Source organism: Pseudomonas sp. 57B-090624 (assembly GCF_003234055.1).
Taxonomy (GTDB): Bacteria; Pseudomonadota; Gammaproteobacteria; order Pseudomonadales; family Pseudomonadaceae; genus Metapseudomonas; species Metapseudomonas tohonis.
Genome location: NZ_QKRU01000071.1, coordinates 1 through 22757, shown reverse-complemented (window position 1 = coordinate 22757; position 22757 = coordinate 1). Strand labels below are relative to the sequence as shown.

Here is a 22757-nt window from a genome sequence, read left to right as displayed (position 1 = left end):
ATTCGCGAGTACCAGATGTCCGACCTGCTTGCCCATTACCCCCTGACCGACACGGCCTACCACGAGCTGCTCGACGCCACCGGCGAGGTGCGTCCGCACTGGCTGCGCCTGTACCTCCAGCTGCAGCGCAGCAGTGCCGCCCAGTTGCGCCAGCGCCAGGAACTGCTGGCGCGGCAGATCCAGGAAAACGGCGTCACCTACAACGTCTACGCCGATCCCAAGGGCACCGACCGCCCCTGGGAGCTGGACCTGCTGCCCAACCTGATTTCCGCCGAGCAATGGCAGCCCATCGCCCAGGGCGTGGCCCAGCGCGCGCGCCTGCTCAACGCCGTGCTGGCCGACGTCTACGGCGAGCAGAAACTCATCGCCGAAGGCCTGCTGCCCAGCGAGCTGGTATTCGGCCACACCAGCTTCCTCTGGCCCTGCCAGGGCGTACAGGCCATCGGCGGCACCTACCTGCACAGCTACGCCGTTGACCTGGCGCGCGATGCCGACGGCCAGTGGCACGTGCTCGCCGACCGCACCCAGGCGCCCTCCGGTGCCGGCTATGCGTTGGAGAACCGGCAGATCGTCTCGCGCGCCTTCCCGGAGCTGTACCGCGACCTGCGCGTGCAGTACCTGGCCGGCTACTTCCGCGCGCTGCAGGAGACGCTGATCCGCCAGGCCCCCAGCGACGGCGAGACGCCCCTGGTGGTGCTGCTCACGCCGGGACGTTTCAACGAAACCTACTTCGAGCACCTCTACCTCGCGCGCCAGCTGGGCTTCCCCCTGGTGGAGGGCCACGACCTGACCGTGCGCGACGCCACCCTCTACCTCAAGACCCTGGGCGGCCTGAAGCGCGTGCACGCCGTGCTGCGCCGGCTGGACGACGATTTCTGCGACCCCCTCGAGCTGCGCACCGACTCGGCCCTCGGCGTGCCCGGCCTGCTCGACGCCGTGCGCCGTGGCCGCGTGCTGGTGGCCAATGCCCTGGGCAGCGGCGTACTGGAGTCCCCCGGCCTGCTGGGCTTCCTGCCCGCCGTCAACCGCCGTCTGTTCGGCGAGGAACTCCTGCTGCCCACCGTCGGCACCCGCTGGTGCGGCACCCCCGGCGTGCTGCAGGAAACCCTCGGCGCCCTGGAGGGCCTGGTGATCAAGCCGGCTTTCCCCTCGCAGAGCTTCGAGCCGGTGTTCGGCCACAACCTGGCGCCGCACGCGCTGGATGCGCTGCGCAAGCGCCTGCAGGCACGCCCCCACGCCTATGTCGCCCAACGCCAGGCGCAGTTGTCCCTGGCACCGGTGTGGCAGGCCGAAGGCGAGCGCGGCGCCCTGCATTCGCGGGCCATCGGCATGCGCGTGTTCGCCGTGGCCACCGCCGACGGCGGCTACTGGGTGATGCCCGGCGGCCTCACGCGCGTGGCCTCCGAGGCGGATGCCGAAGTGGTGTCCATGCAGCGCGGCGGTGCCAGCAAGGACACCTGGGTGCTCGCCGACCGGCCGGTGACCGGAGAGCCCCTGCGCCCGCGCACCCTCGGTGTGCGCGACCTGATCCGCCAGGACCCCTACCTGCCTTCGCGGGTGGTGGAGAACCTGTTCTGGTTCGGCCGCTATGCCGAACGTTGCGATGACGCCGCGCGGTTGCTGCGCGTGGTGCTCTCGCGCTACGTCGACGCAGACGGTGACGAGCGGGCCCGGCAGGCCGCGCTGGAGCTGGCCGAGGCCCTGGGCCAGCTGCCGCCCGGCGACGAGCCCCTGGACCGACGGCTGCTCCAGGCGCTGCTCAGTGACGACTGGGCCTTCAGCCTCAGCGCCAACCTGCGTCGCCTGCACTGGGCGGCGGCCCAGGTGCGCGGCCGCCTGTCGCGGGAGAACTGGCACGCGGTGCTGGAACTCCAGCAGGAAGCCCAGGGGCTGGACCCGGCACGCATGGACCTGGGCGACGCCCTGGACTTCCTCAGCCGCCTGCTGATGTCACTGGCGGCGCTCTCCGGCTTCGCCCTCGACGACATGACCCGCGACGACGGCTGGCGCTTCCTGATGATCGGCCGGCGCATCGAGCGGGTGGGCTTCTTCGCCGAGAGCATCGCCGGCTTCCTGCGCGGCGGTGCGGCCTGGGACCCGGGTGCCCTGGAGTGGCTGCTGGAGCTGGGCAACAGCACCATCACCTACCGCTCGCGCTACCTGGCCTCGCCGCAGCTGATCCCAGTGCTGGACCTGCTCCTGCTGCACGAGCAGAACCCCCATGCACTGCGCTTCCAGCTGCAGGCCCTGGAGCGGTCGCTGGGCCGGCTGCACGAGGAATTCGGCGCACCCCAGGAGCTGATGCTGAGCGGCCTGATCGGCCGCCTGCTGGCCTTCGACCTGGGCACCCTGGAAAACCCGCTGTTCGGCAGCGACAGCCTCGACGAGGTGCTGGAGGGGCTGGCGCAACTGCTCGGCGAAATCGGCCAGATGGTCGGCCAGGTCTCGGATCGCCTCGCGTTGCGCTATTTTGCTCATGTCGACGACGTCAGCCAGCAAACGGTATCCACCTGATGCACTCCCAAGCCGCCTCCGTCGCCCCCCAGGGCGCGCGCTACCAGGTGTTCCACGACACCCACTACCGCTACGCCGCACCGGTGTCGCTGGCCCAGCAGCTGGTGCACCTGTGGCCGCGCGAATGCCCCTGGCAGCTGTGCAGCGGGCAGGACCTGGAGATCAACCCGGCGCCGTCCTCGCGCAGCGAAGGGCTCGACGTGTTCGGCAACCCGCTGTGCCGCCTGGCCTTCGAGCGGCCCCATGACGAATTGCAGGTCAACGCGCGGCTGCTGGTGGACGTGCTGCCCCGCGGCCCCCATGCGCTGGACAGCTCGCCCCCCTGGGAGCTGGCCCTGGCCGGGCAGGCCTTCACCGGGCGTCCGCTGGGGGCCGAGGTGCTGGAGGCCTGCCGCTACCGGGTCGAGTCGCCCTACGTGCGCATCAAGCGCCAGTTCGCCGACTTCGCCGAGGACTGCTTCCCCCTCGGCCGGCCGCTGTTGCTCTGCGCTGCCGCGCTGATGGAGAAAATCTTCACCGGCTTCGACTTCGACGCCGAGGCCACCCAGGTGGCGACCCCGCTGACCGAGGTGCTGGAGCGCCGTCGCGGCGTGTGCCAGGACTTCGCCCACCTGATGCTCGCCTGCCTGCGCTCCAGGGGCCTGGCCGCACGCTACGTCAGTGGCTACCTGCTGACCCAGCCGCCGCCCGGGCAGCCCCGGCTCATCGGTGCCGACGCCTCCCACGCCTGGGTGTCGGTGTACTGCCCGCGCAATGGCTGGGTGGACTTCGACCCCACCAACAACATCCTCCCGGACCTGGAGCACATCACCCTGGGCTGGGGTCGCGACTTCTCCGACGTATCGCCCCTGCGCGGGGTGATCCTCGGTGGGGGCAGCCATGACCCGGAGGTGCGGGTGACGGTGATGCCATTGTGGGAGATGGCGATCTGACCGGGTTCGCCCGCGCTTCTGTCTCATGGTTGAAACACGGGGCCCGGCGGCGGCACCGGCGGGGCGATATTTTGCGCGCCTGCCGTTGCGCTTGGGCCGGGCGTTGCTAGCGTCAAACGAGCCATCTCCCACGGAGCGCTCGCCATGGACGAAACAACGATAGTGACGGTCGGGACCGAGAAGGTCAGCGCCTTCATGAACACCGTCATGCAATACGCCACCAGCTTCGGCGTGAAGATCCTCGTCGCCATCGTCTTCTGGGTGGTGGGGCGCTGGCTGATCGGCTTCGCGGTCGGCCTGGTGCAGAAATCCCTGGAGCGCCAGCGGGTCGACCCGACCGTGCTGCGCTACGTCGGCTCGTTCATCACCGTGACCCTGAACATCCTCCTGGTGGTGGGCATCCTCGGCTACTTCGGCGTGCAGACCACCAGCCTCGCGGCACTGATCGCAGCGGTCGGCCTGGCCATCGGCATGGCCTGGTCGGGGCTCCTGGCCAACCTCGCGGCGGGCGGCTTCATCATCGTGCTGCGGCCGTTCAAGGTCGGCGACTTCATCAGCGCCGGCGGCGTCGTCGGCACGGTGAAGGAGATCGGCCTGTTCGCCACCGCCATCAACACGCCGGACAACGTGCTGACCCTGGTGGGCAACAACAAGATATTCACCGACAACATCCAGAACTTCACCCACAACGCCTACCGCCGCGTCGACCTCAAGGCGCAGCTCTCCGGCTCGGCGGACCATGCTGCCGCGGTGGCGTTGCTCAAGGCGCGGGTGGCGGCCATCGCCAACGTGCTGGCCGAGCCGGCGGTGGAAGTGGAGATCCTCGAATTCAACCTGGTGGGCCCGGTGCTGGCGGTGCGCCCCTACTGCCACAACGACCACTACTGGCAGGTGTACTTCGACACCAACCGCACCATCAAGGACGCCCTGGGCGCCGACTTCCCCGCACCCATGCCGGCGCAGACGGTGATCGTGCAGCAGGGCTAGGCCGGGCGAATGAAGTGATCGGCGCGGAGTCTTGCTTTTGTAGGGGGGATGGCGCTCTTTTCATCCACCAGCGGTGCTCCCGCCGGGCTCCGTTCGCGACGAACGCAGCAGCGTAGCCCGGGCTTCAGCCCGGGAGCGTCTGGCGGGCCTGAACCCTGCACCGTTGGGCGCTCGCTGCGCTCTGCGCCAACCTACGAAACGCTGCTGCTCCCGACGCTACGACCCTTTCAAACGCAGGTGCAGGATGGGAAACGGCTTGCCCGAGCCATCCAGCTCCGAGCGGCTGGCCACCTCGAAGCCCATGCGCAGGTAGAAGCCCACCGCCTGGGGGTTCTGCTCGTTCACGTCCACCGCCGTGGCGCCTTCGTGGTCGATGGCGTGCCGCAGCAGTTCGCGGCCGATGCCCTGGCCATGCCGCATCGGGTCGACGAAGAGCATCTCCACCGTGCCTTCGGCGGTGCCGATGAAGCCCTGGATGTACCCGTCGGCGTCGCGGCTGCAGGCCAGCTTCACCGAATCCAGGTAGGCGTCGCGCACCAGCGGCTTGAAGAACTGGATGTCGTCCTCGCCGAGGAAGTGGTGGGTGGCGCGCACGGCGGCTTCCCAGACCTCCACCAGGCGCTGGCGGTCGTTGGCGTCGATGCGTTCGAGTATGTCCATGTTCACCAGTGTCGTTTCGATCGGTTCCAGAGATAGAGCAGTCGGGCGAAGGCCTTGTAGCCCAGCTGCGCCAGCCCGTGGATCAGCGGCAGTGAGAGCAGGCGGGCCTTCCAGCGCTCCCTGGGGGAGTGGCGCCAGAGCACGATGAAGGCGTCCACGCCCATGCGCTTCACGCCCTGCTCGTCCACCAGGTGCAGGCGCTCGCGGACGTACTCCAGCGCCTCGCCGATTTCCTCCACCGCCTGGTTGTCGGCATGCACGTCGGCCCACTCGATCTCGCAGGCGGTGGTCTTGCCCTTCTGCCCTTCGATGCCCGCCCGGCACACGGGGCAGGCGCTGTTGTAGTAGACCTTGATGCGCCCTTCGTCCTCGCTCATCGCCCGCTCCCTATTGGTAGGTCCTGCCGTTGTGCTTCAGCCAGCCACCCGGGTGGCGGCCGCGTGGGTCGTGGTGGGTCCAGTGGATCACCCCGCCCTTGTCGTTCCATTCGTATTCGCCGGCGAACTCGATCGTGTCGCCTTCGCGCAGGCCCTCGACCCGTGGCGCCAGGTCGATGTTGTGCGCCACCAGCAGGCTCAGGCCGTCGTCGGTACGCATCAGGAAGCGCTGGTGGCGACTGCCCTTGAGATCGTCGCGCAACACGCGGGTGACCACGGCACGACCCTCGACCTGCAGGTCGCTGCGGCGATCCTCAAAGGCCTGGCGCAGCTGGGCGCTGGTGCTGGATGCGGTGGTGGCGGGGGCGCCGGCAAGGCCCTGGAGCCAGCCTGGGTGGCGCTGCTGCACGCCATAGAGTGCAAGGCCCAGGAGCAGGGCGATGAAAAGCTTCTTCATGGGGCGGGCCACGTCCGTTCGGCGGGCCGGGTCAGCCCAGGCGGCATGCTGGGGCACGGCCGTCAGGGCTGTCCAGAGGGATCAGTGGGGTTTGCGGTCGACCCACTTGGGCGCCACGGTGGGGCGCCAGGCTTCCAGGCGTTCCAGCAGGATGTCCGGGGTGCCGCCGACCTGCAGCATGCCGCGGTGCTGGTCGCGCACGAAGCGCTCTTCCACCAGGTGGTCGAGGAATTCGGTGAGCTTGCCGTAGAAGCTGTTCACCTCCAGCAGGCCCAGGGGCTTGCTGTGGTAGCCGAGCTGGCCCCAGGTCCATACCTCGAAGAGTTCCTCCAGGGTGCCCAGGCCGCCGGGCAGGGCGATGAAGGCGTCGGCCAGCTCGGCCATGCGGGCCTTGCGGGCGTGCATGCCGTCCACCACTTCCAGGCGGGTCAGGCCCTTGTGGCCGATCTCGGCCTCCTTGAGGCTCTGCGGGATGATGCCGATCACCTCGCCTCCGGCCGCCAGGGCGGCGTCGGCCACGGTGCCCATCAGGCCGACCGCGCCACCGCCGTAGACCAGCGTCAGGCCGCGTTCGGCCAGGGTGCGACCCAGGTCGCTGGCGGCACGTTGGTAGATGGGGTTGGCGCCGGGGCTGGCACCGCAGAATACGCACACGGAGCGCAAGGTCATGGTCGACTCCCGAAAAAAGTCGGCAAGGTTAACGGCTCGCGTGGCGTCCCGGAAGCGGCGCGTGGACGCAGCTTCCGAACGGTAGGGGCAAGGCGGGTGTGCGGGATCAGTCGTCGCAGCTGCCGCTGGCTCCGGCGGCGTAGGCGGCGAGCAGGCTTTGCAGGAAGTTCATGGTGGCGCTCCTCGGTATGCGATGCCGGCATTCTCCGCGCCGCGCTGGCGGGGCGCCGTTTGATTGTCTCGATGGCCGTGATAGCCCCTGCGCAGGGCGCGGGATTCCTGCGGTTTGTTGACGCAGGTTATGGGAACTCCACGCCGACTCAGGCAGTCTCCCCTCTGGGCTGATCCGGCCCTACCTGCCAAGGAGACTCCAATGATTCGCAAGCTCGTCGTTGCATCCGTGCTGGCCCTGGCCAGTGCCCCTCTGCTGGCTGCTGAATGTTCGGTGGACGTGGAAGGCACTGATCAGATGACCTTCAACACGAAGGAAATCAAGGTCAGCAAAAGCTGCAAGACCTTCACCGTGAACCTCAAGCACGTCGGCAAGCTGCCCAAGAACGTGATGGGCCACAACTGGGTCCTGAGCAAGACCGCCGACGCCCAGGCCATCGCCACCGAAGGCATGACCGCCGGTGTCGACAAGGACTACCTCAAGGCCGACGACGCCCGCATCATCGCCCACACCAAGCTGATCGGCGGCGGCGAGACCGCGACCACCACTATCGACGTCTCCAAGCTGGCCGCTGGCGAGAGCTACGAGTTCTTCTGCTCCTTCCCCGGCCACGTCTCGATGATGAAGGGCACCCTGGCCCTGGTCGACTGACCCGACAGGCAATGACAAGAGGCCGCTCCGTGAAGCGGCCTTTTTCATGCCCGGCGAAAGCCGCTCACGCCAGCACAAGGGTGGTAGCTGGGTAGGGTGGATGACGCTTTTTTCATCCACCGGGCGGAGCTTCGTCTCATGTACTCCTCGCCGGCGAGCACCTTGCAGGGTCGGGTGGGCGTAGGGTGGGCTTCAGACCACCGCTCTTTTCTGCGCCCGGTCCTGGATGAATGCGCGCAATGACGCTCTTCGAGTGTGGGGATACTCCATCGCGAATGAATTCGCACACAGTCTGTGTCCGGGGCGAGTCCGCTTGGTGGAGGTGAAGCGACTCCACCCTGCGTGGGCTGGGAGGCCCTGCTAGGCCCCCGCCGTCATCTTGAAGATGCCTTGGGCGTTGCTGCTGTCGAAGGCGAGGTCGATGCGGCCATCGGCCTCGTCGGCCTTGCGCTGGATGAACTCGACGAAGGAGCCGGGCACCTGGCGCCGCACCGTGGAGCCGGCCGCGTCGATGAAATCGCGTTCGACCTGCACCGCGCGGTAGGCGGTCTGCATCACGCGGCCGGAGGCGGAGACTTCGATGCTGGCCTTCATCGGCCGGCCCTTGGCGTTCTGGGCGGCGACCACGCTTTGCAGGTCGGCGACGCGGTCGGTGAGGTGGTTGAACATGTTGCCCTCGGTGGCGATCCAGGCCATCTCGGCGCTTTCCTCGCGCAGCTGCTCGTAGTCGCTTTCCAGGGGCGCGCCGTGCTGGCAGCCGAAGGCGTCGAACAGCGCGGGCAGCAGGTCGAGGGCCTGCTCGCGGCTGCAATGGCGGGTGCGCCAGAGTTCATCGAGCGTCGCCAGGTGGCGGGGTTGCAGCGGGTCGCGGCTGGCGCCCACCACGCGGCTGACCGCGAGCTGGAAGGCCTCGCTGAAGCGTCCCGGGTGCAGCTCGGAGACGAAGAACTGGGCGATGTCCTCGGGCAGGTCCATCTGCCGGTAGGCGTAGCCGGTCATGTTCAGGCGGGTCAGCGGGTAGGTGCGCACGTCGGTGAAGCCCAGGGGCTCGAGGATGCGCACGAAGGCCTGGCGGCCACGGGGCAGGGCGCCGTTGTCGGGCCAGTCGACGGTGCGGATGGCGCCGTGGTCGAACAGCACCTGGCGGCCGTCCGCCCGTTGTTCCTCGACGTAGGTGCGGCCGATGGGCACCGCCTCCACCAGCTTGTGGAACAGGCACAGGTTGAGCGCCTCGGCCAGCCAGGCGCGATGGATGCGCCCCGTCTCGAACGCGAAACCGTCCAGGGCGGCGGGCACCTCGACATGGGCATCGACCCAGCGGGCGGCGGGCTCGCCGATCACATGGGCGACCAGGGGCAGGAGGCGTTCGCGGGCGTTCATCGGCAGGGGCTCGGCTGTGGCTGTACGGGCCTGCTATCCAAGCAGCCGCGCGGGCGCCGGGCAAACGAAAAAAACCGGCGGGTTCATTCCGTTTTTTCCTGATGCGACGCCGGCCCCCGGGCGCCGTTCTCCAGCTGCTCCAGCATCCAGCGCACGAAGTCGCGCACCTTGGGCACTTCGGCGGCGTGCTCGGGGTAGGCCAGGTAGTAGGCGTTGCGGCTGGGCATGGCGTGGTTCCAGGGGATCACCAGCTTGCCCTCGGCCAGCTCCTCCTCCACCAGGAAGCGCGGCAGCAGGGCCACGCCGCAGCCGGCCTGGGCCGCGCGGATGCACATGTAGGAGGTGTCGAAGCGCGGCCCGTGATAGCTGTGCTCGGTGTGCCGGTCCTGGCTCTGGAACCACTCGTGCCAGGCCTCCGGGCGGGTGGCGTTCTGCAGCAGTACCAGGGTGGTGAGCTGGGCGGGGTCGGTGAAGGGCTCGGCGGGCATGCTCGATGGCGCGCAGACCGGCACCACTTCCTCGCTGAACAGGCGGATGCATTCGGCGCCCGGCAGCGCGCCCTGGCCGAAGAACAGCGCCACGTCGGCGCGGCCCTGGAGCAGGGCATCCGGCTCCAGCTCGTTGCGCACGTCCAGGTGCACGTTGGGATGGCGATGGCGCCAGCCCTTGAGGCGGGGAATCAGCCAGCGCGCGCCGAAGGTCGGCGGGGTGGCCACGCGCAGCACCTCGGTCTCGCCGCCGTAGGACAGCATGTAGTGGGTGGACATCTCCACCTGGGTGAGGATCTTGCGCACCTCGGAGAGGTACAGCGAGCCCGCCGGGGTCAGTTGCAGGCGTCGGCGCACACGGCGGAACAGCAGGTGCTGGAGCATCTCCTCCAGCTGCGCCACCTGCTTGCTGACCGCGCTCTGGGTCAGGGCCAGCTCCTCGGAGGCGCGGGTGAAGCTGAGGTGGCGCGCCACGGCTTCGAAGCACTGCAGGGCGGTGAGTGAGGGCATGTGGCGCTTGAGCATGTTCGGGTCCGCGGGTTCATGAGCAAAAGGAATGATATGTGGAGCAAAGGTCGTTTGTTGGCAAGCCCCCGGTGCGGCTAATACTGGCGCCGACCTTTTTCCGAAGCGCTTTCCAGGAGTTCCAATGGTTGCTGCATTGCTAGACCGCCTAGGCGTCGACCCGAAGCTCTACCAGCAGGGCGAGCACGCCGTGCACACCCCCATCGACGGCAGCCGCATCGCCCGCGTGCAACTGGAAGGCCGCGCCGAGGTCGAGGGCAAGATCGCCCTCGCCGCCGAGGCCTTCCAGGCCTGGCGCAAGGTGCCGGCGCCGCGTCGGGGCGAGCTGGTGCGCCAGTTCGGCGAGCTGCTGCGCCAGCACAAGGCCGACCTCGGCGAGCTGGTGTCCTGGGAGGCCGGCAAGATCACCCAGGAAGGCCTGGGCGAAGTGCAGGAGATGATCGACATCTGCGACTTCGCCGTCGGCCTGTCGCGCCAGCTCTACGGCCTGACCATCGCCTCCGAGCGCCCCGGCCACCACATGCGCGAAACCTGGCAGCCCCTGGGCGTGGTCGGCATCATCAGCGCCTTCAACTTCCCGGTGGCGGTCTGGTCGTGGAACGCCGCGCTGGCGCTGGTCTGCGGCAACCCCGTGCTGTGGAAGCCCTCGGAGAAGACCCCGCTCACCGCCCTGGCCTGCCAGGCGCTGTTCGAGCGCGTGGCGAAGCAGTTCGACGGTGCCCCGGCGCACCTCAGCCAGGTGCTGATCGGTGATCGCGAGGCCGGCGAGGCGCTGGTGGACGACCCCCGCGTCGCCCTGGTCAGCGCCACCGGCAGCACCCGCATGGGCCGTGAAGTGGCGCCACGCGTGGCGGCCCGCTTCGCCCGCAGCATCCTGGAGCTGGGCGGCAACAACGCCATGATCCTGGCCCCCAGCGCCGACCTCGACCTGGCGGTGCGCGCCATCCTCTTCAGCGCCGTCGGCACCGCCGGCCAGCGCTGCACCACCCTGCGCCGGCTGATCGCCCATGAGTCGGTGCGCGAGGAAATCGTCCGCCGCCTGCAGGCCGCCTACGCCAAGGTGCGCATCGGTCATCCGCTGCAGGGCAACCTGGTCGGCCCGCTGATCGACAAGGCCGGCTTCGACGCCATGCAGCGCGCGCTCGAACAGGCCCGCGCCGAGGGTGGCGTGGTGTTCGGCGGTGAGCGCCAGCTGGCCGGCGAATTCCCGGACGCCTACTACGTCTCGCCGGCCATCGTGCAGATGCCCGGGCAGAGCGCGGTGGTGCGCCACGAGACCTTCGCGCCGATCCTCTACGTCATCGGCTACCGCGACTTCGACGAGGCTGTGGCGCTGAACAACGCCGTGCCCCAGGGGCTGTCGTCCTGCCTGTTCACCACCGACGTGCGCGAGGCCGAGCTGTTCACCTCGGCGGTGGGCAGCGACTGCGGCATCGCCAACGTCAATATCGGCCCCAGCGGCGCGGAGATCGGCGGCGCCTTCGGCGGCGAGAAGGAGACCGGTGGCGGGCGCGAGTCCGGCTCGGATGCCTGGAAGGCCTACATGCGCCGGCAGACCGCCACGGTGAACTATTCCCACGAACTGCCGCTGGCCCAGGGCATCACCTTCGACTGACCGGGCCATCGCCCTAAGGAATGCCGTCCATGCCCCTGCGCCAGGAGTGCCTCTGGGAGTATCTGACGCCGGCGCTGCCGAAGGCCGAGACGCTGAACGGCGAGGTCCGCGCCGATGTCTGCGTCATCGGCGGTGGCATCACCGGGCTCAACGCGGCCATCCGCCTGCTGGAGCAGGGCCGGCGGGTCTGCGTGCTGGAGGCCCATGAGGTGGGCCACGGCGGCTCGGGGCGCAACGTCGGGCTGGTCAATGCCGGGCTGTGGATTGCGCCGGACGAGATCGAGGCGGGCCTGGGCGAGCAGGTCGGCGCCCAGCTCAACCGCACCCTGGGCGGCGCGCCGGCCCAGGTGTTCGCGGTGATCGAGAAGTACGGCATCGACTGCCAGCTGCGCCGCGAAGGCACCCTGCACATGGCCCACAACGCCCGGGGCCAGGCCGACCTGGCCAGCCGCTGCGAGCAGTGGCAGCGCCGTGGCGCACCGGTGGAGCTGCTCACCGGCCAGGCCTGCCGCGAGGCCACCGGCACCGAGCGCATCGCCGCCGCGTTGCTCGACCGTCGCGCCGGCACCCTCAACCCCATGGCCTACACCCGCGGCCTGGCCCAGGCGGTGCGCTACCTGGGCGGCTCGCTGTTCCAGCACAGCGCGGTCACCCGCCTGGAGCGCCAGGGCGATGCCTGGTGCGTGCTCACCGAACACGGCAGCGTGATCGCCCCGCAGGTGGTGATCGCCTCCAACGCCTACACCGAAGGCGAGTGGACCGAGCTGCGCCGCAACTTCTTCCCCGGCTACTACTACCAGGTCGCTTCCGAGCCCCTGCACGGCGAGGCGGCGGCGCGCATCCTGCCGGGCGGGCAGGGCTCCTGGGACACGCGCCAGGTGCTCAGCAGCATCCGCCGCGACGCCGATGGCCGGCTGCTGCTGGGCAGCCTGGGCAACGGCGCGCGCAAGCCGCTGTGGTTCCTCAAGGCCTGGGCCGATCGCATCCAGGGCCACTACTTCCCCTACCTGGGCAAGGTGCAGTGGGAATCCACCTGGACCGGCTGCATCGCCTTCACCCCGGACCACCTGATGCGCCTGTTCGAACCGGCGCCGGGGCTGGTGGCCGTCACCGGCTACAACGGCCGGGGCGTGACCACCGGAACCGTGGTGGGTCGGGCCTTCGCCGACTTCCTCATGAGCGGTTCGGCCGAATCGCTGCCCATGCCCTTGCAGAGCATGCGCGGTGTCGGCGCACCTGCGCTGCGCAGCGGGCTCTACGAGCTGGGCTTCTCCCTGTACCACGCGGGCCAGTGCCTGCGCGTGGTCATCTGAGGCTGGTTTTGTTCATGCTGCATCGACGCGGAGCGGCTGCCTCGGCCGCCATGCACTAGCCTGTATTGGTGCGTCAGCGCGCTTGCCGCGCACCAGTGGTGTGCACTTCGGTGACAGTGACGGTTACGGCAGGTTGCGCTTTTCGCGCCGTGGGTTGCTATTCCCTTGAGAAGGCCATTCGGCGATTGGTTGCAAAGGGTTGCACCTATTGGTTCGGCAGGGTTGCACGTGCGCGCCGTCTCGCATTCCAGGGCGGACGCGCGGGTGGCCCCGGGTTTTTTCCTACAACAAAAAACGAGTGGCACGACGCTTGCTCACGTTAGGTCGAGTTATCGCGCCAATCACATAACCCCTCAGGAGCAAAACTCCCATGCCTCACAAGACTTTCAAGAAAGGTATTTTGGCTGTTGCGGTTACCAGTGTTCTGAGCTTGACCAACCTTGCTTTCGCTGACGTGGTTATAGGTGTTGCCGGGCCTCATACCGGCGCCAACGCTTCCTTCGGCGAGCAGTACTGGCGTGGCGCGAGCCAGGCCGCCGAGGACATCAACGCCGCCGGTGGCGTCAACGGCGAGAAGATCAAGCTGGTCAAGGCGGACGACGCCTGCGAGCCCAAGCAGGCCGTGGCCGTGGCCAACCGCCTGGTCGACCAGGACAAGGCGATCGGCGTGGTCGGCCACTTCTGCTCGTCCTCCACCATCCCGGCATCCGAGATCTACGACGAGGCCGGCATCATCGCCATCACCCCCGGCTCCACCAACCCGCAGGTGACCGAGCGCGGCCTGACCGGCATGTTCCGCATGTGCGGCCGTGACGACCAGCAGGGCATCGTCGCCGGCGACTACATCGTCGACGTGCTCAAGGCCAAGAAGGTCGCGATCATCCACGACAAGGACACCTACGGGCAGGGCCTGGCCGACGCCACCAAGGCGCAGCTGGCCAAGCGCGGCGTGAAGGAAGTGCTGTACGAAGGCCTGACCCGTGGCGAGAAGGACTTCAACGCCCTGGTGACCAAGATCCGCGCCACCGGCGCCGAGGTCGTCTACTTCGGTGGCCTGCACCCCGAGGCCGGCCCGCTGGTCCGGCAGATGCGCGAGCAGGGCCTGACCGCCAAGTTCCTCTCCGGCGACGGCATCGTGACCGACGAGCTGGTCACCACCGCCGGCGGCCCGCAGTACACCAAGGGCGTGCTCATGACCTTCGGCGCCGACCCGCGCAAGATCGCCGACGGCAAGGCCGTGATCGAGAAGTTCCGCGCCGGCGGCTTCGAGCCGGAAGGCTACACCCTCTACGCCTACGCCTCCCTGCAGGCCCTGGCCGCCGCATTCAATGGCGCCGGTGCCAACGAAGGCGCCAAGGCCAGCGAGTGGCTGAAGGCGCACCCGGTGCAGACCGTGATGGGCAAGAAGGAGTGGGACGGCAAGGGCGACCTGAAGGTCTCCGACTACGTGATCTACGAGTGGGATGAGCAAGGCAAGTACCACCAGCAGTAAGCGCGGGGCTGGCTGCGCGTCGGCCGGGGCCGCTCGGCTCCGGCTCGCTCAGCCCCGGCTCTTCGTTTGCTGTACTGGCTCGGCCGGCTGACCAGGCGCCACACGCGCTCGGCCAGCCGGTGTATTCCGGGTGGCTGCTGAAACCTCTCCCTGCTTGTGCCGCGCAGATGACTGCCGACGTAATCCAGTGGTCCAGTTCAGTGGTACCCGTCTGATTCCACTCGCGGAGGCTGGCCGAACCCCAGGCCGGTCCCCCAGAAGACGAGACTGAATGATGGACGGTATCTTCCTGCAACAGCTGATCAACGGCCTGACCCTCGGGTCGGTCTACGGCCTGATCGCCATCGGCTACACCATGGTTTACGGCATCATCGGCATGATCAACTTCGCCCACGGCGAGGTGTACATGATCTCCGCCTACCTCTCTGCCATCACCCTCGCGCTGCTGGCGTTCTTCGGCCTCGAGTCCTTCCCGCTGCTGATCCTCGGCACCCTGCTGTTCACCATCGCGGTGACGGGCGTGTACGGCTTCGTGATCGAGCGCATCGCCTACCGGCCGCTGCGCAACTCCACGCGCCTGGCGCCGCTGATCTCCGCCATCGGCATGTCGCTGATCCTGCAGAACTACGTGCAGCTGTCCCAGGGCGCCCGCCAGCAAGGCGTACCGACGCTGCTCGACGGCGCGCTGAAGTTCCACGTCGGCGAGGGCTTCGTCCAGCTCACCTACACCAAGGTGTTCATCCTGGTGGCCGCCTTCATCGGCATGGGCGTGCTGACCTACGTGATCCAGTGCACCAAGCTCGGGCGCATGTGCCGCGCCACCCAGCAGGATCGCAAGATGGCCTCGATCCTCGGCATCAACACCGACCGGGTGATCTCCTACGTGTTCGTCATCGGTGCCGCCATGGCCGCGCTGGCCGGCGTGCTGATCACCATGAACTACGGCACCTTCGACTTCTATGCGGGCTTCATCATCGGCATCAAGGCCTTCACTGCGGCGGTGCTCGGCGGCATCGGCTCGCTGCCCGGCGCGATGCTCGGCGGGATCATCCTCGGCGTCGCCGAGGCGCAGTTCTCGGGCATGGTCAACACCGACTACAAGGACGTCTTCAGCTTCTCCCTGCTGGTGCTGATCCTGATCTTCCGTCCCCAAGGCCTGCTTGGCCGCCCGCATGTCGCCAAGGTGTAAGCATGTCCTCTGCCATTTCTGGAAAACCCATCGATATCAAGAAGAGCCTCCTCGATGCGGTGCTCGCCGGGCTGCTGGCGCTCATCGTCTTCGGCCCCATCGTCGGCGTGGTGCTCGACGGCTACAGCTTCAACCTGGAGTTCGGCCGCGTCGGCTGGATGATCGGCATCGTCATGCTCGGGCGCTTCCTGCTCAGCCTGTACCTGCAGAGCGCCCGTGGTTCCGTGCTGCTGGAGCGCTTCGAAAGCAGCGGCTCGGGCGTGCACGTGCGCGCGCCGGACTTCAAGAGCAGCCTGCGCTGGGTGCTGCCGCTGATTCTCGTGGCGGCGGTGATCTTCCCGTTCTTCGCCAGCAAGTACCTGCTCACCGTGGTCATCCTCGGGCTGATCTACGTGCTGCTGGGCCTGGGCCTGAACATCGTGGTCGGCCTCGCCGGCCTGCTCGACCTCGGCTACGTGGCCTTCTACGCCATCGGCGCCTACGGCCTCGCGCTCGGCTACCAGCACCTGGGGCTGGGCTTCTGGTCGGTGCTGCCGCTGTCGGCGCTGGCCGCGGCGCTGGCGGGTTGCCTGCTGGGCTTCCCGGTGCTGCGCATGCACGGCGACTACCTGGCCATCGTCACCCTGGGCTTCGGCGAGATCATCCGCCTGGTGCTCAACAACTGGCTGAGCTTCACCGGCGGCCCCAATGGCATGCCGGTGCCGTCGCCGACCTTCTTCGGCCTCGAGTTCGGCCGTCGCGCCAAGGACGGGGGCGTGCCGTTCCACGAGTTCTTCGGCATCGCCTACAACCCCAACCTGAAGTTCCTGTTCATCTACGTGGTGCTGTTCCTGGTGGTGATGCTGGTGCTCTACATCAAGCACCGCCTGACCCGCATGCCCGTCGGCCGCGCCTGGGAAGCGCTGCGCGAGGACGAGATCGCCTGCCGTTCCCTGGGCCTCAACCACGTGCTGGTGAAGCTCTCCGCCTTCACCCTGGGCGCCTCCACCGCCGGCCTCGCCGGGGTGTTCTTCGCCAGCTACCAGGGCTTCGTCAACCCGTCCTCCTTCACCTTCTTCGAGTCGGCGCTGATCCTCGCCATCGTGGTGCTGGGCGGCATGGGATCGACGGTGGGCGTGGTCATCGCGGCCTTCGTCCTCACCGTCGCCCCGGAGCTGCTGCGCAGCTTCGCCGACTACCGCGTGCTGCTGTTCGGCATCCTCATGGTGCTGATGATGATCTGGCGGCCGCGCGGGCTGATCCGTATCAGCCGCAGCGGCTTCACCCCGCGTAAAGGAGTAGCGCCATGAGCGACGACAACATCCTCAGCGTCGAACGCCTGATGATGCACTTCGGCGGCATCAAGGCGCTCAACGACGTCAGCCTGGAGATCAAGCGCCACTCGATCTCCGCGCTGATCGGCCCCAACGGCGCCGGCAAGACCACCGTGTTCAACTGCCTCACCGGCTTCTACAAGGCCACCGGCGGCAGCATCCGCCTCAACGCCCGGGGCACCTGCACCGACGTGATCAAGGTGCTGGGCGAGCCCTTCCAGGCCACCGACTTCGTCAACCCGGCGCAGTTCGGCAGCCGGCTCTGGTTCAAGATGTTCGGCGGCACCCACCTGGTGAACCGCGCCGGGCTGGCACGCACCTTCCAGAACATCCGCCTGTTCCGGGAGATGTCGGTGGTGGAGAACCTGCTGGTGGCCCAGCACATGTGGGTCAACCGCAACCTGCTGGCCGGCATCCTCAACACCCCCGGCTTCCGCCGCGCCGAGGAGGACGCCCTGAACCACGCCTTCTACTGGCTGGAGGTGGTGGACCTGGTGGACTGCGCCAACCGGCTGGCCGGTGAACTCTCCTACGGCCAGCAGCGCCGCCTGGAGATCGCCCGCGCCATGTGCACGCGGCCGCAACTGATCTGCCTGGACGAACCCGCCGCCGGCCTCAACCCGGCGGAGACCGAGGCGCTCAGCCGGATCATCCGCAAGCTGCGCGACGAACACGAACTGACCGTACTGCTGATCGAGCACGACATGGGCATGGTGATGAGCATTTCCGACCACATCGTGGTGCTGGACCACGGCGTAGTGATCGCCCAGGGCGGCCCCGAGGCGATCCGCAACGACCCGAAGGTGATCGCCGCCTACCTGGGCGCCGACGAGGAGGAAGTGGCATGACGGCACCCCTCCTGGCATTCAAGGACGTCGACGTCTTCTACGGCCCCATCCAGGCGCTGAAGAAGGTCAGCCTGCACATCAACGAGGGCGAGACGGTGAGCCTCATCGGCTCCAACGGCGCGGGCAAGTCCACGCTGCTGATGTCGATCTTCGGCCAGCCCCGCGCCAGCGCCGGGGAGATCCTCTACGGCGGTGTGGATATCTCGCGCAAGTCCCCGCACTACGTGGCCTCCAACGGCATCGCGCAGTCGCCGGAGGGGCGCCGGGTATTCCCCGACATGAGCGTGGAGGAGAACCTGCTGATGGGTACCATCCCCATCGGCGCCCAGCATGCGGACGAAGACATGCAGCGCATGTTCGACCTCTTCCCGCGGCTCAAGGAGCGGCGCAACCAGCGCGCCATGACCATGTCCGGCGGCGAGCAGCAGATGCTCGCCATCGCCCGCGCGCTGATGAGCCGTCCCCGCCTGCTGCTGCTCGACGAACCCTCCCTGGGCCTCGCGCCCATCGTGGTCAAGCAGATCTTCCAGACCCTGCGCGAGCTGGCGAAGAGCGGCATGACCATCTTCCTGGTGGAGCAGAACGCCAACCACGCCCTGCGCCTCTCCGACCGCGCCTACGTGATGGTCACCGGGGAGATCCGCATGAGCGGCACGGGTGAGGAACTGCTCGGCAACCAGGACGTGCGCAACGCGTATCTGGGGGGGCACTAAAGCAGCTGGAAGCTGGAAGCTGGAAGCCGGAAGCCGGAAGCTGGAGGTGGTGTCGCTCGCTTCCGGCTTCGAGCTTCTGGCTTCCAGCCCATTCGGAGAATGCCATGTCCTATCTGCGTTTCTTCACCAACGCCGATGTCGCCGCTGCGCTCGGCTACCCCGCCCTGATCGAAGCGCTGCGGGTCGGGCTCGCCGAGCCCTGTGCGGCGCCTGTGCGGGGCTGCCATGAGCTGCCGGATGGCGCGTCCCTGCTGACCATGCCGGTGTGGCAGGCGGGGCAGGGCATCGGCGTCAAGCTGGTGACCGTGTTCCCCGGCAACGGTGCGCGCGGGCTGCCGTCGGTGGCGGCGCTGTTCACCCTGTTCGACGACGACACCGGCCGTCCGCTGGCCATGCTCGAGGCCTCGGAGCTCACCGCGCGCCGCACCGCCTGCACCTCGGCCCTGGCGGCCGCTCACCTGGTGCGCGAAGACGCCGAGCGTTTGCTGGTGGTGGGCAACGGCACCCTGGCAACGCACATGGTCCGCGCTCATTGCCAGGTGCGTGATTACCGGCGTGTGGATATCTGGGGGCGTGACGCCGACAAGTCCGCCCGGCTGGTGGCGGCCCTGCGTGAAGAGGGGTATCCGGTGCAGGTCGGCGGCGACCTGCAAGGCCTGGTGCAGCAGGCCGACTGCATCAGCTGCGTCACCACCTCGCGCTCGCCGCTGGTGCTGGGCGACTGGCTGCGCCCCGGCACCCACCTCGACCTGGTGGGCGCCTTCCTGCCGAGCATGCGCGAGACCGACTCCGCCGCCGTGGCCCGTGCGCGCATCGTCGTCGACACCCGCGAGGGAGCCCTGGAGGAGGCCGGCGACCTGCTGTTCGCCATCGCCGACGGCCTGCTCGACGAGGACGCGATCGGCACCGAGTTGCGCGAGCTCCTGCACGGCCGTGGCCACCGGCGGAATGCCGAGGAAATCACCCTGTTCAAGTCGGTCGGCTACGCCCTGGAAGACCTGGTGGCAGCGCGCCTGCTGCTGGCCAGCGCCTGATCTAGGGGCTTTGTAGGGTGGATGACGCTCTTTTCATCCACCAAACGGAGTTCGATTCCACCACTCACCCCACACCGGGACGCGCCCTGTAGGAGCGAGCTCTGCTCGCGAAGCCTCTGGGCGGCGCCTTGTGCTGCCTGGGTGAATGCATTGGTTCTGTCTGCGTTAGCTGTTGTGGTTTTAATGCAAGCGCTCAAGCATGGCCCTTTTCGGGCGCCCAAGGGTTCGTGCCACCGCCACCGCATGGGTTTCGCTTCGCTCTACGCCATCCTACGAACGTGCGCTGGGTTACTGCGCACATCAATGTATGGATTTGAGCGAAGAAAGTTGGAGCAGCCGCCAACGCCCCTCCAGGAGGCCGAACGCAGTCGTTGCGCCGGGGAACGAGCGGCATGGATGCCGCGAGCGGCGCGCCAGGCCATGGATGGTCCATCGCGCCGGCCCCCGATAGCGACGATGGAGTGAGGGCACCGCGGCGAAGCCGGGGCCGGATGATGGGGCAAGCCCTTTTGGTTCCTTTTCTGGTGATTGAGAAAAGGGACTCGCCCGGGGGGCGAAACCAGAAACATCACCAGAGCTCGGCAATCAGCTGGACTCAAATCCTCCAGCAACACTTAACGCAGACCGAGCCAATGCATTTGCCCCTACAGGTGCCGGGCGATGCGTTGGATTCGGAGCTGGCATGGTGCCGTTGGGCCTTGCTGCGCTCGGCACCAGCCTACGGGTTTGGTGGCGCAAGGTAGGTCGGCCATCACGCCTTGGACCGAGCCGGGCCACCCACAAAATCTGTGGAGCGAACTGTGGAAAAGATGTGGGCAGGTGGCTGTCGGGCCGGATGGGCGGTCGTCCGGGCGGTCTGGTCGAGATTCGTACAGTCATGCTTTTTTCAAGCGGAACAGTTACTTGCCAATGCCCCTTGAAGTGCCCTCGCAGTTATCCCCGCACGCTGTGGATAACTCTGTGGGCAAGCTCTGGAGCCCTGGCCAGGCGCCAGTACCGCCAGGGGCTGGCGCTGGCTGGTCGAAAATCAGCCATTGCCATCTGCTGCGCGGGCCTGCAAGCGCCGCAGCTGCTGGGTTTGAGAAAAACGGGAACATTCTGCGCAGGCGTCCGCACCATGCCCGGGCTTGTCCCCGAAAACTGTGGACCAAGCTGTTATCGAGCTGTGGATAAGCTGGGTATGGATGGCCCGGAAGCAGGCCTGGCAAGGGCTCTGCCGAACGGTGCGGCACGCGTCCGGCAAGCGGCGCCCGGGCTAGGAGAGAGCGGCCGGTTTCTGGCACTGTGGACGCCTTCCTGCCCAACCGGCGGGCGACGCCTGAAGTGCGTGCCGCTGCCATCGATTCGAGGAGATTCCCATGACGTCCACCCTGTTCATCACCGGTGCCACTTCCGGCTTTGGCGAGGCCTGTGCCCGGCGTTTCGCCGAGGCGGGCTGGTCGCTGGTGATCACCGGCCGCCGCGAGGAGCGGCTGAAGGCGCTGGCCGAGGAGCTTGGCGAGAAGGTCGAGGTGCTGCCGCTGGTGGTCGACGTGCGTGACCGCGCGGCGATGGAGGCGGCCATCGGTGGCCTGCCGGAGCGCTTCGGCACCTTGCGCGGCCTGATCAACAACGCCGGCCTGGCCCTGGGCACCGACCCGGCGCCCAGATGCAGCCTGGATGACTGGGACACCATGGTCGACACCAACATCAAGGGCCTGCTCTACACCACGCGCCTGCTGCTGCCGAAGCTGATCGCCCACGGGCGCGGCGCCGGCATCGTCAACCTGGGGTCCATCGCCGGCAGCTACCCCTATCCGGGCAGCCACGTGTACGGCGGAACCAAGGCCTTCGTCCGGCAGTTCTCGCTGAACCTGCGCAACGACCTGGTCGGCACCGGCGTGCGCGTCACCGACATCGAGCCGGGGCTGTGCGAGAGCGAGTTCTCCCTGGTGCGCTTCGGTGGCGACCAGGCCAAGTACGACGCCACCTACGCCGGCGCCGAGCCGATCCAGCCGCAGGACATCGCCGAGACCATCTTCTGGGTGCTGAACCAGCCGGCGCACATCAACATCAACACCCTGGAGCTGATGCCCGTGAGCCAGACCTGGGCCGGCTTCGCTATTGATCGTTCAGCGAAGTGATGCGGGTGGATCGCCCCAGCAGTTGCAGGGCGCGATCCGGGTAGTCGGTGATCAGGCCGTGCGCGCCCATGTCCAGCAGGTGGCGCATGGCCGGTTGCTCGTTGATGGTCCACATCTGCACGTTGAGGCCACGGTCGATGGCGGTGGCCAGCAGGCTCGGCGTGGCCACTTCCAGGCCGCTGCTGCGCTCGGGAATCTGCAGCGCCTGGTAGGAGGGTGACAGCAGGCGCCCGAGGCCCAGCCAGTTCAGCGCCACCAGCAGTTTCACCGAGCCCGGGCTGGCCGAGGTGGCCACGTCCGGGCACTGTTCGCGGAAGCGTTTCAGGCTGCGCTCGTAGAAGCTGCCGACTATCACCTTGTCGCGTTGCTTCGCCTCCGTCAGCGCCTCGCAGAGGCGATCCTCCAGGCCCACGTCGGGCACCTTGATCTCGATGACCTTGGCCTGTTCCGGGAAGGCCTGCAGCACCGCGTCCAGGGTCGGGATGCGGATGCCCTGGCCGCGATACGGGTGGTTCTCGTCGCCGTCGGCGGTCCAGTGGTAACCGGCATCCAGCGCCTGGGCGCGTTCCAGGGTCAGCCCGGCGATGGGGCCGCTGCCGTCGGTGGTGCGGTCCACGTCGGCGTCATGCAGCACGACCACCTTGCCGTCGGCGGTCAGGCGGATGTCCATCTCCAGCATGTCCACGCCCAGGGCACTGGCGCGCTCGAAGGCGAACAGCGTGTTTTCCGGCCACAACCCGCGGCCGCCCCGGTGGGCGATCACCAGCGGCTTGTCGCCCAGCGCCTGGATCACCGCCGGTGGCGACGCCGGTTTGCTGGTGAGGACGAGGACCGCCAGGGCGATGGCGATCAGCAGCAGGGGGACGAGCAGGAAACGGGCGAAGCGCATGGCGATATTCCGAGGAAGAGGGACGGGCGTGCCGAATCAGACGCGAGGACTATGACAAAAGCGTGACGCCAAGGCGATGCCCGCCGCTGCGCTTTCGCGTGGAGGCGTCTTCGAGGGGGGCGCGGTGGGCGACCGGCCAGGGGAGGATGGGGGAGCCCCCGGCCGGCCGGTGCAACGCGGTGGTTCAGCCCGCCAGCAGCCAGGCGCCGGCCACGGCGGAGGCGCCGCCGGCAACGCGTACCAGGGGGGCGGCGGCTTGCGGCAGCACGCGCACCAGGCCGTAGCCGGCGGCGTGCAGGGCGGCGGTGGCGGCGACGAAGCCGGTGGCGTAGCCCCAGGGGCTGGACAGCTCGGGCAGTTCCAGTCCGTGGGCGACGCCGTGGGCCAGGGCGACCAGGGCGGTCAGGCCCACGGCG

At 68.1% G+C, this 22757-nt stretch carries 21 protein-coding genes; 13 read left to right on the top strand and 8 right to left on the bottom strand.

Annotated features, from left to right (window positions below; translation table 11 throughout):
- Window positions 1-15: 15 nt before the first annotated feature.
- The 3 genes from DMX10_RS26050 to DMX10_RS26040 all read left to right on the top strand — a co-directional run bounded on the left by DMX10_RS26050 (window position 16) and on the right by DMX10_RS26040 (window position 4433).
- Complete coding sequence (locus tag DMX10_RS26050) at window positions 16-2514, top strand: circularly permuted type 2 ATP-grasp protein (RefSeq protein ID WP_111263815.1); 2499 nt, start codon at window positions 16-18, stop codon at window positions 2512-2514.
- The gene (locus DMX10_RS26045; RefSeq protein WP_111263814.1) at window positions 2514-3446 is read left to right on the top strand and encodes a transglutaminase family protein; all 933 of its coding nucleotides are present in this window, start codon (window positions 2514-2516) and stop codon (window positions 3444-3446) included. Before DMX10_RS26050 ends, DMX10_RS26045 begins: the two co-directional genes overlap by 1 nt.
- A 144-nt stretch (window positions 3447-3590) precedes the next feature.
- Window positions 3591-4433 (top strand): mechanosensitive ion channel family protein, encoded by an 843-nt coding sequence (locus DMX10_RS26040; protein ID WP_111263813.1) that lies wholly within the window; start codon window positions 3591-3593, stop codon window positions 4431-4433.
- 216 nt (window positions 4434-4649) lie between these two features.
- Here DMX10_RS26040 and DMX10_RS26035 read toward each other — a convergent pair whose 3' ends face one another.
- From DMX10_RS26035 to DMX10_RS26020, 4 genes are all read right to left on the bottom strand, one after another.
- Complete coding sequence (locus DMX10_RS26035; protein ID WP_111263812.1) at window positions 4650-5093, bottom strand: GNAT family N-acetyltransferase; 444 nt, start codon at window positions 5091-5093, stop codon at window positions 4650-4652.
- Window positions 5094-5095: 2 nt separating this feature from the next.
- Complete coding sequence (locus DMX10_RS26030) at window positions 5096-5470, bottom strand: DUF393 domain-containing protein (RefSeq protein ID WP_111263811.1); 375 nt, start codon at window positions 5468-5470, stop codon at window positions 5096-5098.
- Between the two features lie 10 nt (window positions 5471-5480).
- Complete coding sequence (locus DMX10_RS26025; protein ID WP_111263810.1) at window positions 5481-5927, bottom strand: DUF3465 domain-containing protein; 447 nt, start codon at window positions 5925-5927, stop codon at window positions 5481-5483.
- Between the two features lie 81 nt (window positions 5928-6008).
- Entirely contained in the window at window positions 6009-6596 is a 588-nt protein-coding gene (locus DMX10_RS26020) for a TIGR00730 family Rossman fold protein (protein ID WP_111263809.1), read from the bottom strand.
- Between the two features lie 373 nt (window positions 6597-6969).
- Between DMX10_RS26020 and azu the strand changes: the two genes are divergently transcribed.
- Window positions 6970-7419 (top strand): azurin, encoded by a 450-nt coding sequence (azu, locus tag DMX10_RS26015; protein ID WP_111263808.1) that lies wholly within the window; start codon window positions 6970-6972, stop codon window positions 7417-7419.
- Between the two features lie 360 nt (window positions 7420-7779).
- Here the strand turns inward: azu and DMX10_RS26010 are convergent, their stop codons facing one another.
- Both DMX10_RS26010 and DMX10_RS26005 read right to left on the bottom strand, forming a co-directional pair.
- Window positions 7780-8799: a DUF1338 domain-containing protein gene (locus tag DMX10_RS26010; RefSeq protein ID WP_111263807.1), complete on the bottom strand. Its 1020-nt coding sequence runs from the start codon at window positions 8797-8799 to the stop codon at window positions 7780-7782.
- 83 nt (window positions 8800-8882) lie between these two features.
- On the bottom strand, window positions 8883-9812 hold the full coding sequence (locus DMX10_RS26005) for a LysR family transcriptional regulator (protein WP_111263806.1): 930 nt from the start codon (window positions 9810-9812) through the stop codon (window positions 8883-8885).
- 124 nt (window positions 9813-9936) lie between these two features.
- Here DMX10_RS26005 and DMX10_RS26000 point away from each other — a divergent pair, with 124 nt between their 5' ends.
- From DMX10_RS26000 to DMX10_RS25950, 9 genes are all read left to right on the top strand, one after another.
- A complete protein-coding gene (locus DMX10_RS26000; protein WP_111263805.1) occupies window positions 9937-11427 on the top strand; it encodes an aldehyde dehydrogenase family protein in 1491 nt (496 codons plus the stop codon).
- Between the two features lie 29 nt (window positions 11428-11456).
- Window positions 11457-12740, top strand: coding sequence for an FAD-binding oxidoreductase (locus tag DMX10_RS25995; RefSeq protein ID WP_111263804.1), 1284 nt, complete (start codon window positions 11457-11459; stop codon window positions 12738-12740).
- Between the two features lie 370 nt (window positions 12741-13110).
- Window positions 13111-14232: a branched-chain amino acid ABC transporter substrate-binding protein gene (locus tag DMX10_RS25990; protein WP_111263803.1), complete on the top strand. Its 1122-nt coding sequence runs from the start codon at window positions 13111-13113 to the stop codon at window positions 14230-14232.
- Window positions 14233-14506: 274 nt separating this feature from the next.
- Window positions 14507-15421: a branched-chain amino acid ABC transporter permease LivH gene (locus DMX10_RS25985; protein WP_111263822.1), complete on the top strand. Its 915-nt coding sequence runs from the start codon at window positions 14507-14509 to the stop codon at window positions 15419-15421.
- Window positions 15422-15423: 2 nt separating this feature from the next.
- Window positions 15424-16710, top strand: a complete 1287-nt coding sequence (livM, locus tag DMX10_RS25980; RefSeq protein ID WP_111263802.1) for a high-affinity branched-chain amino acid ABC transporter permease LivM — start codon at window positions 15424-15426, stop codon at window positions 16708-16710.
- Complete coding sequence (locus DMX10_RS25975) at window positions 16707-17582, top strand: ATP-binding cassette domain-containing protein (RefSeq protein WP_111263801.1); 876 nt, start codon at window positions 16707-16709, stop codon at window positions 17580-17582. The genes livM and DMX10_RS25975 overlap by 4 nt, the downstream gene beginning before the upstream one ends.
- Window positions 17579-18295 (top strand): ABC transporter ATP-binding protein, encoded by a 717-nt coding sequence (locus tag DMX10_RS25970; protein WP_111263800.1) that lies wholly within the window; start codon window positions 17579-17581, stop codon window positions 18293-18295. The genes DMX10_RS25975 and DMX10_RS25970 overlap by 4 nt, the downstream gene beginning before the upstream one ends.
- A gap of 104 nt (window positions 18296-18399) precedes the next feature.
- The gene (locus DMX10_RS25965) at window positions 18400-19329 is read left to right on the top strand and encodes an ornithine cyclodeaminase family protein (RefSeq protein WP_111263799.1); all 930 of its coding nucleotides are present in this window, start codon (window positions 18400-18402) and stop codon (window positions 19327-19329) included.
- A 1358-nt stretch (window positions 19330-20687) separates the two neighbouring features.
- Complete coding sequence (locus DMX10_RS25950; RefSeq protein ID WP_111263797.1) at window positions 20688-21452, top strand: SDR family oxidoreductase; 765 nt, start codon at window positions 20688-20690, stop codon at window positions 21450-21452.
- Here the strand turns inward: DMX10_RS25950 and DMX10_RS25945 are convergent.
- Together DMX10_RS25945 and DMX10_RS25940 are read right to left on the bottom strand one after the other, a co-directional pair.
- Window positions 21430-22341: a glycerophosphodiester phosphodiesterase gene (locus tag DMX10_RS25945; protein ID WP_111263796.1), complete on the bottom strand. Its 912-nt coding sequence runs from the start codon at window positions 22339-22341 to the stop codon at window positions 21430-21432. The genes DMX10_RS25950 and DMX10_RS25945 overlap by 23 nt on opposite strands.
- A 184-nt stretch (window positions 22342-22525) precedes the next feature.
- On the bottom strand, window positions 22526-22757 hold a 232-nt coding region (locus DMX10_RS25940), incomplete at its 5' end, for a HupE/UreJ family protein (RefSeq protein ID WP_178083016.1).

Bases quoted from the DNA above. Each gene is read 5' to 3' on its own strand.
- DMX10_RS25970 (WP_111263800.1), top strand. From the start codon at position 17,579: ATGACGGCACCCCTCCTGGCATTCAAGGACGTCGACGTCTTCTACGGC.
- DMX10_RS26000 (WP_111263805.1), top strand. From the start codon at position 9,937: ATGGTTGCTGCATTGCTAGACCGCCTAGGCGTCGACCCGAAGCTCTAC.
- DMX10_RS26035 (WP_111263812.1), bottom strand. From the start codon at position 5,093: ATGGACATACTCGAACGCATCGACGCCAACGACCGCCAGCGCCTGGTG.
- DMX10_RS25990 (WP_111263803.1), top strand. From the start codon at position 13,111: ATGCCTCACAAGACTTTCAAGAAAGGTATTTTGGCTGTTGCGGTTACC.
- azu (WP_111263808.1), top strand. From the start codon at position 6,970: ATGATTCGCAAGCTCGTCGTTGCATCCGTGCTGGCCCTGGCCAGTGCC.
- DMX10_RS25975 (WP_111263801.1), top strand. From the start codon at position 16,707: ATGAGCGACGACAACATCCTCAGCGTCGAACGCCTGATGATGCACTTC.
- DMX10_RS25950 (WP_111263797.1), top strand. From the start codon at position 20,688: ATGACGTCCACCCTGTTCATCACCGGTGCCACTTCCGGCTTTGGCGAG.
- livM (WP_111263802.1), top strand. From the start codon at position 15,424: ATGTCCTCTGCCATTTCTGGAAAACCCATCGATATCAAGAAGAGCCTC.
- DMX10_RS25985 (WP_111263822.1), top strand. From the start codon at position 14,507: ATGGACGGTATCTTCCTGCAACAGCTGATCAACGGCCTGACCCTCGGG.
- DMX10_RS26030 (WP_111263811.1), bottom strand. From the start codon at position 5,470: ATGAGCGAGGACGAAGGGCGCATCAAGGTCTACTACAACAGCGCCTGC.
- DMX10_RS25945 (WP_111263796.1), bottom strand. From the start codon at position 22,341: ATGCGCTTCGCCCGTTTCCTGCTCGTCCCCCTGCTGCTGATCGCCATC.
- DMX10_RS26010 (WP_111263807.1), bottom strand. From the start codon at position 8,799: ATGAACGCCCGCGAACGCCTCCTGCCCCTGGTCGCCCATGTGATCGGC.
- DMX10_RS26025 (WP_111263810.1), bottom strand. From the start codon at position 5,927: ATGAAGAAGCTTTTCATCGCCCTGCTCCTGGGCCTTGCACTCTATGGC.
- DMX10_RS26040 (WP_111263813.1), top strand. From the start codon at position 3,591: ATGGACGAAACAACGATAGTGACGGTCGGGACCGAGAAGGTCAGCGCC.
- DMX10_RS25995 (WP_111263804.1), top strand. From the start codon at position 11,457: ATGCCCCTGCGCCAGGAGTGCCTCTGGGAGTATCTGACGCCGGCGCTG.
- DMX10_RS26050 (WP_111263815.1), top strand. From the start codon at position 16: ATGTCCGACCTGCTTGCCCATTACCCCCTGACCGACACGGCCTACCAC.
- DMX10_RS26005 (WP_111263806.1), bottom strand. From the start codon at position 9,812: ATGCTCAAGCGCCACATGCCCTCACTCACCGCCCTGCAGTGCTTCGAA.
- DMX10_RS26045 (WP_111263814.1), top strand. From the start codon at position 2,514: ATGCACTCCCAAGCCGCCTCCGTCGCCCCCCAGGGCGCGCGCTACCAG.
- DMX10_RS25965 (WP_111263799.1), top strand. From the start codon at position 18,400: ATGTCCTATCTGCGTTTCTTCACCAACGCCGATGTCGCCGCTGCGCTC.
- DMX10_RS26020 (WP_111263809.1), bottom strand. From the start codon at position 6,596: ATGACCTTGCGCTCCGTGTGCGTATTCTGCGGTGCCAGCCCCGGCGCC.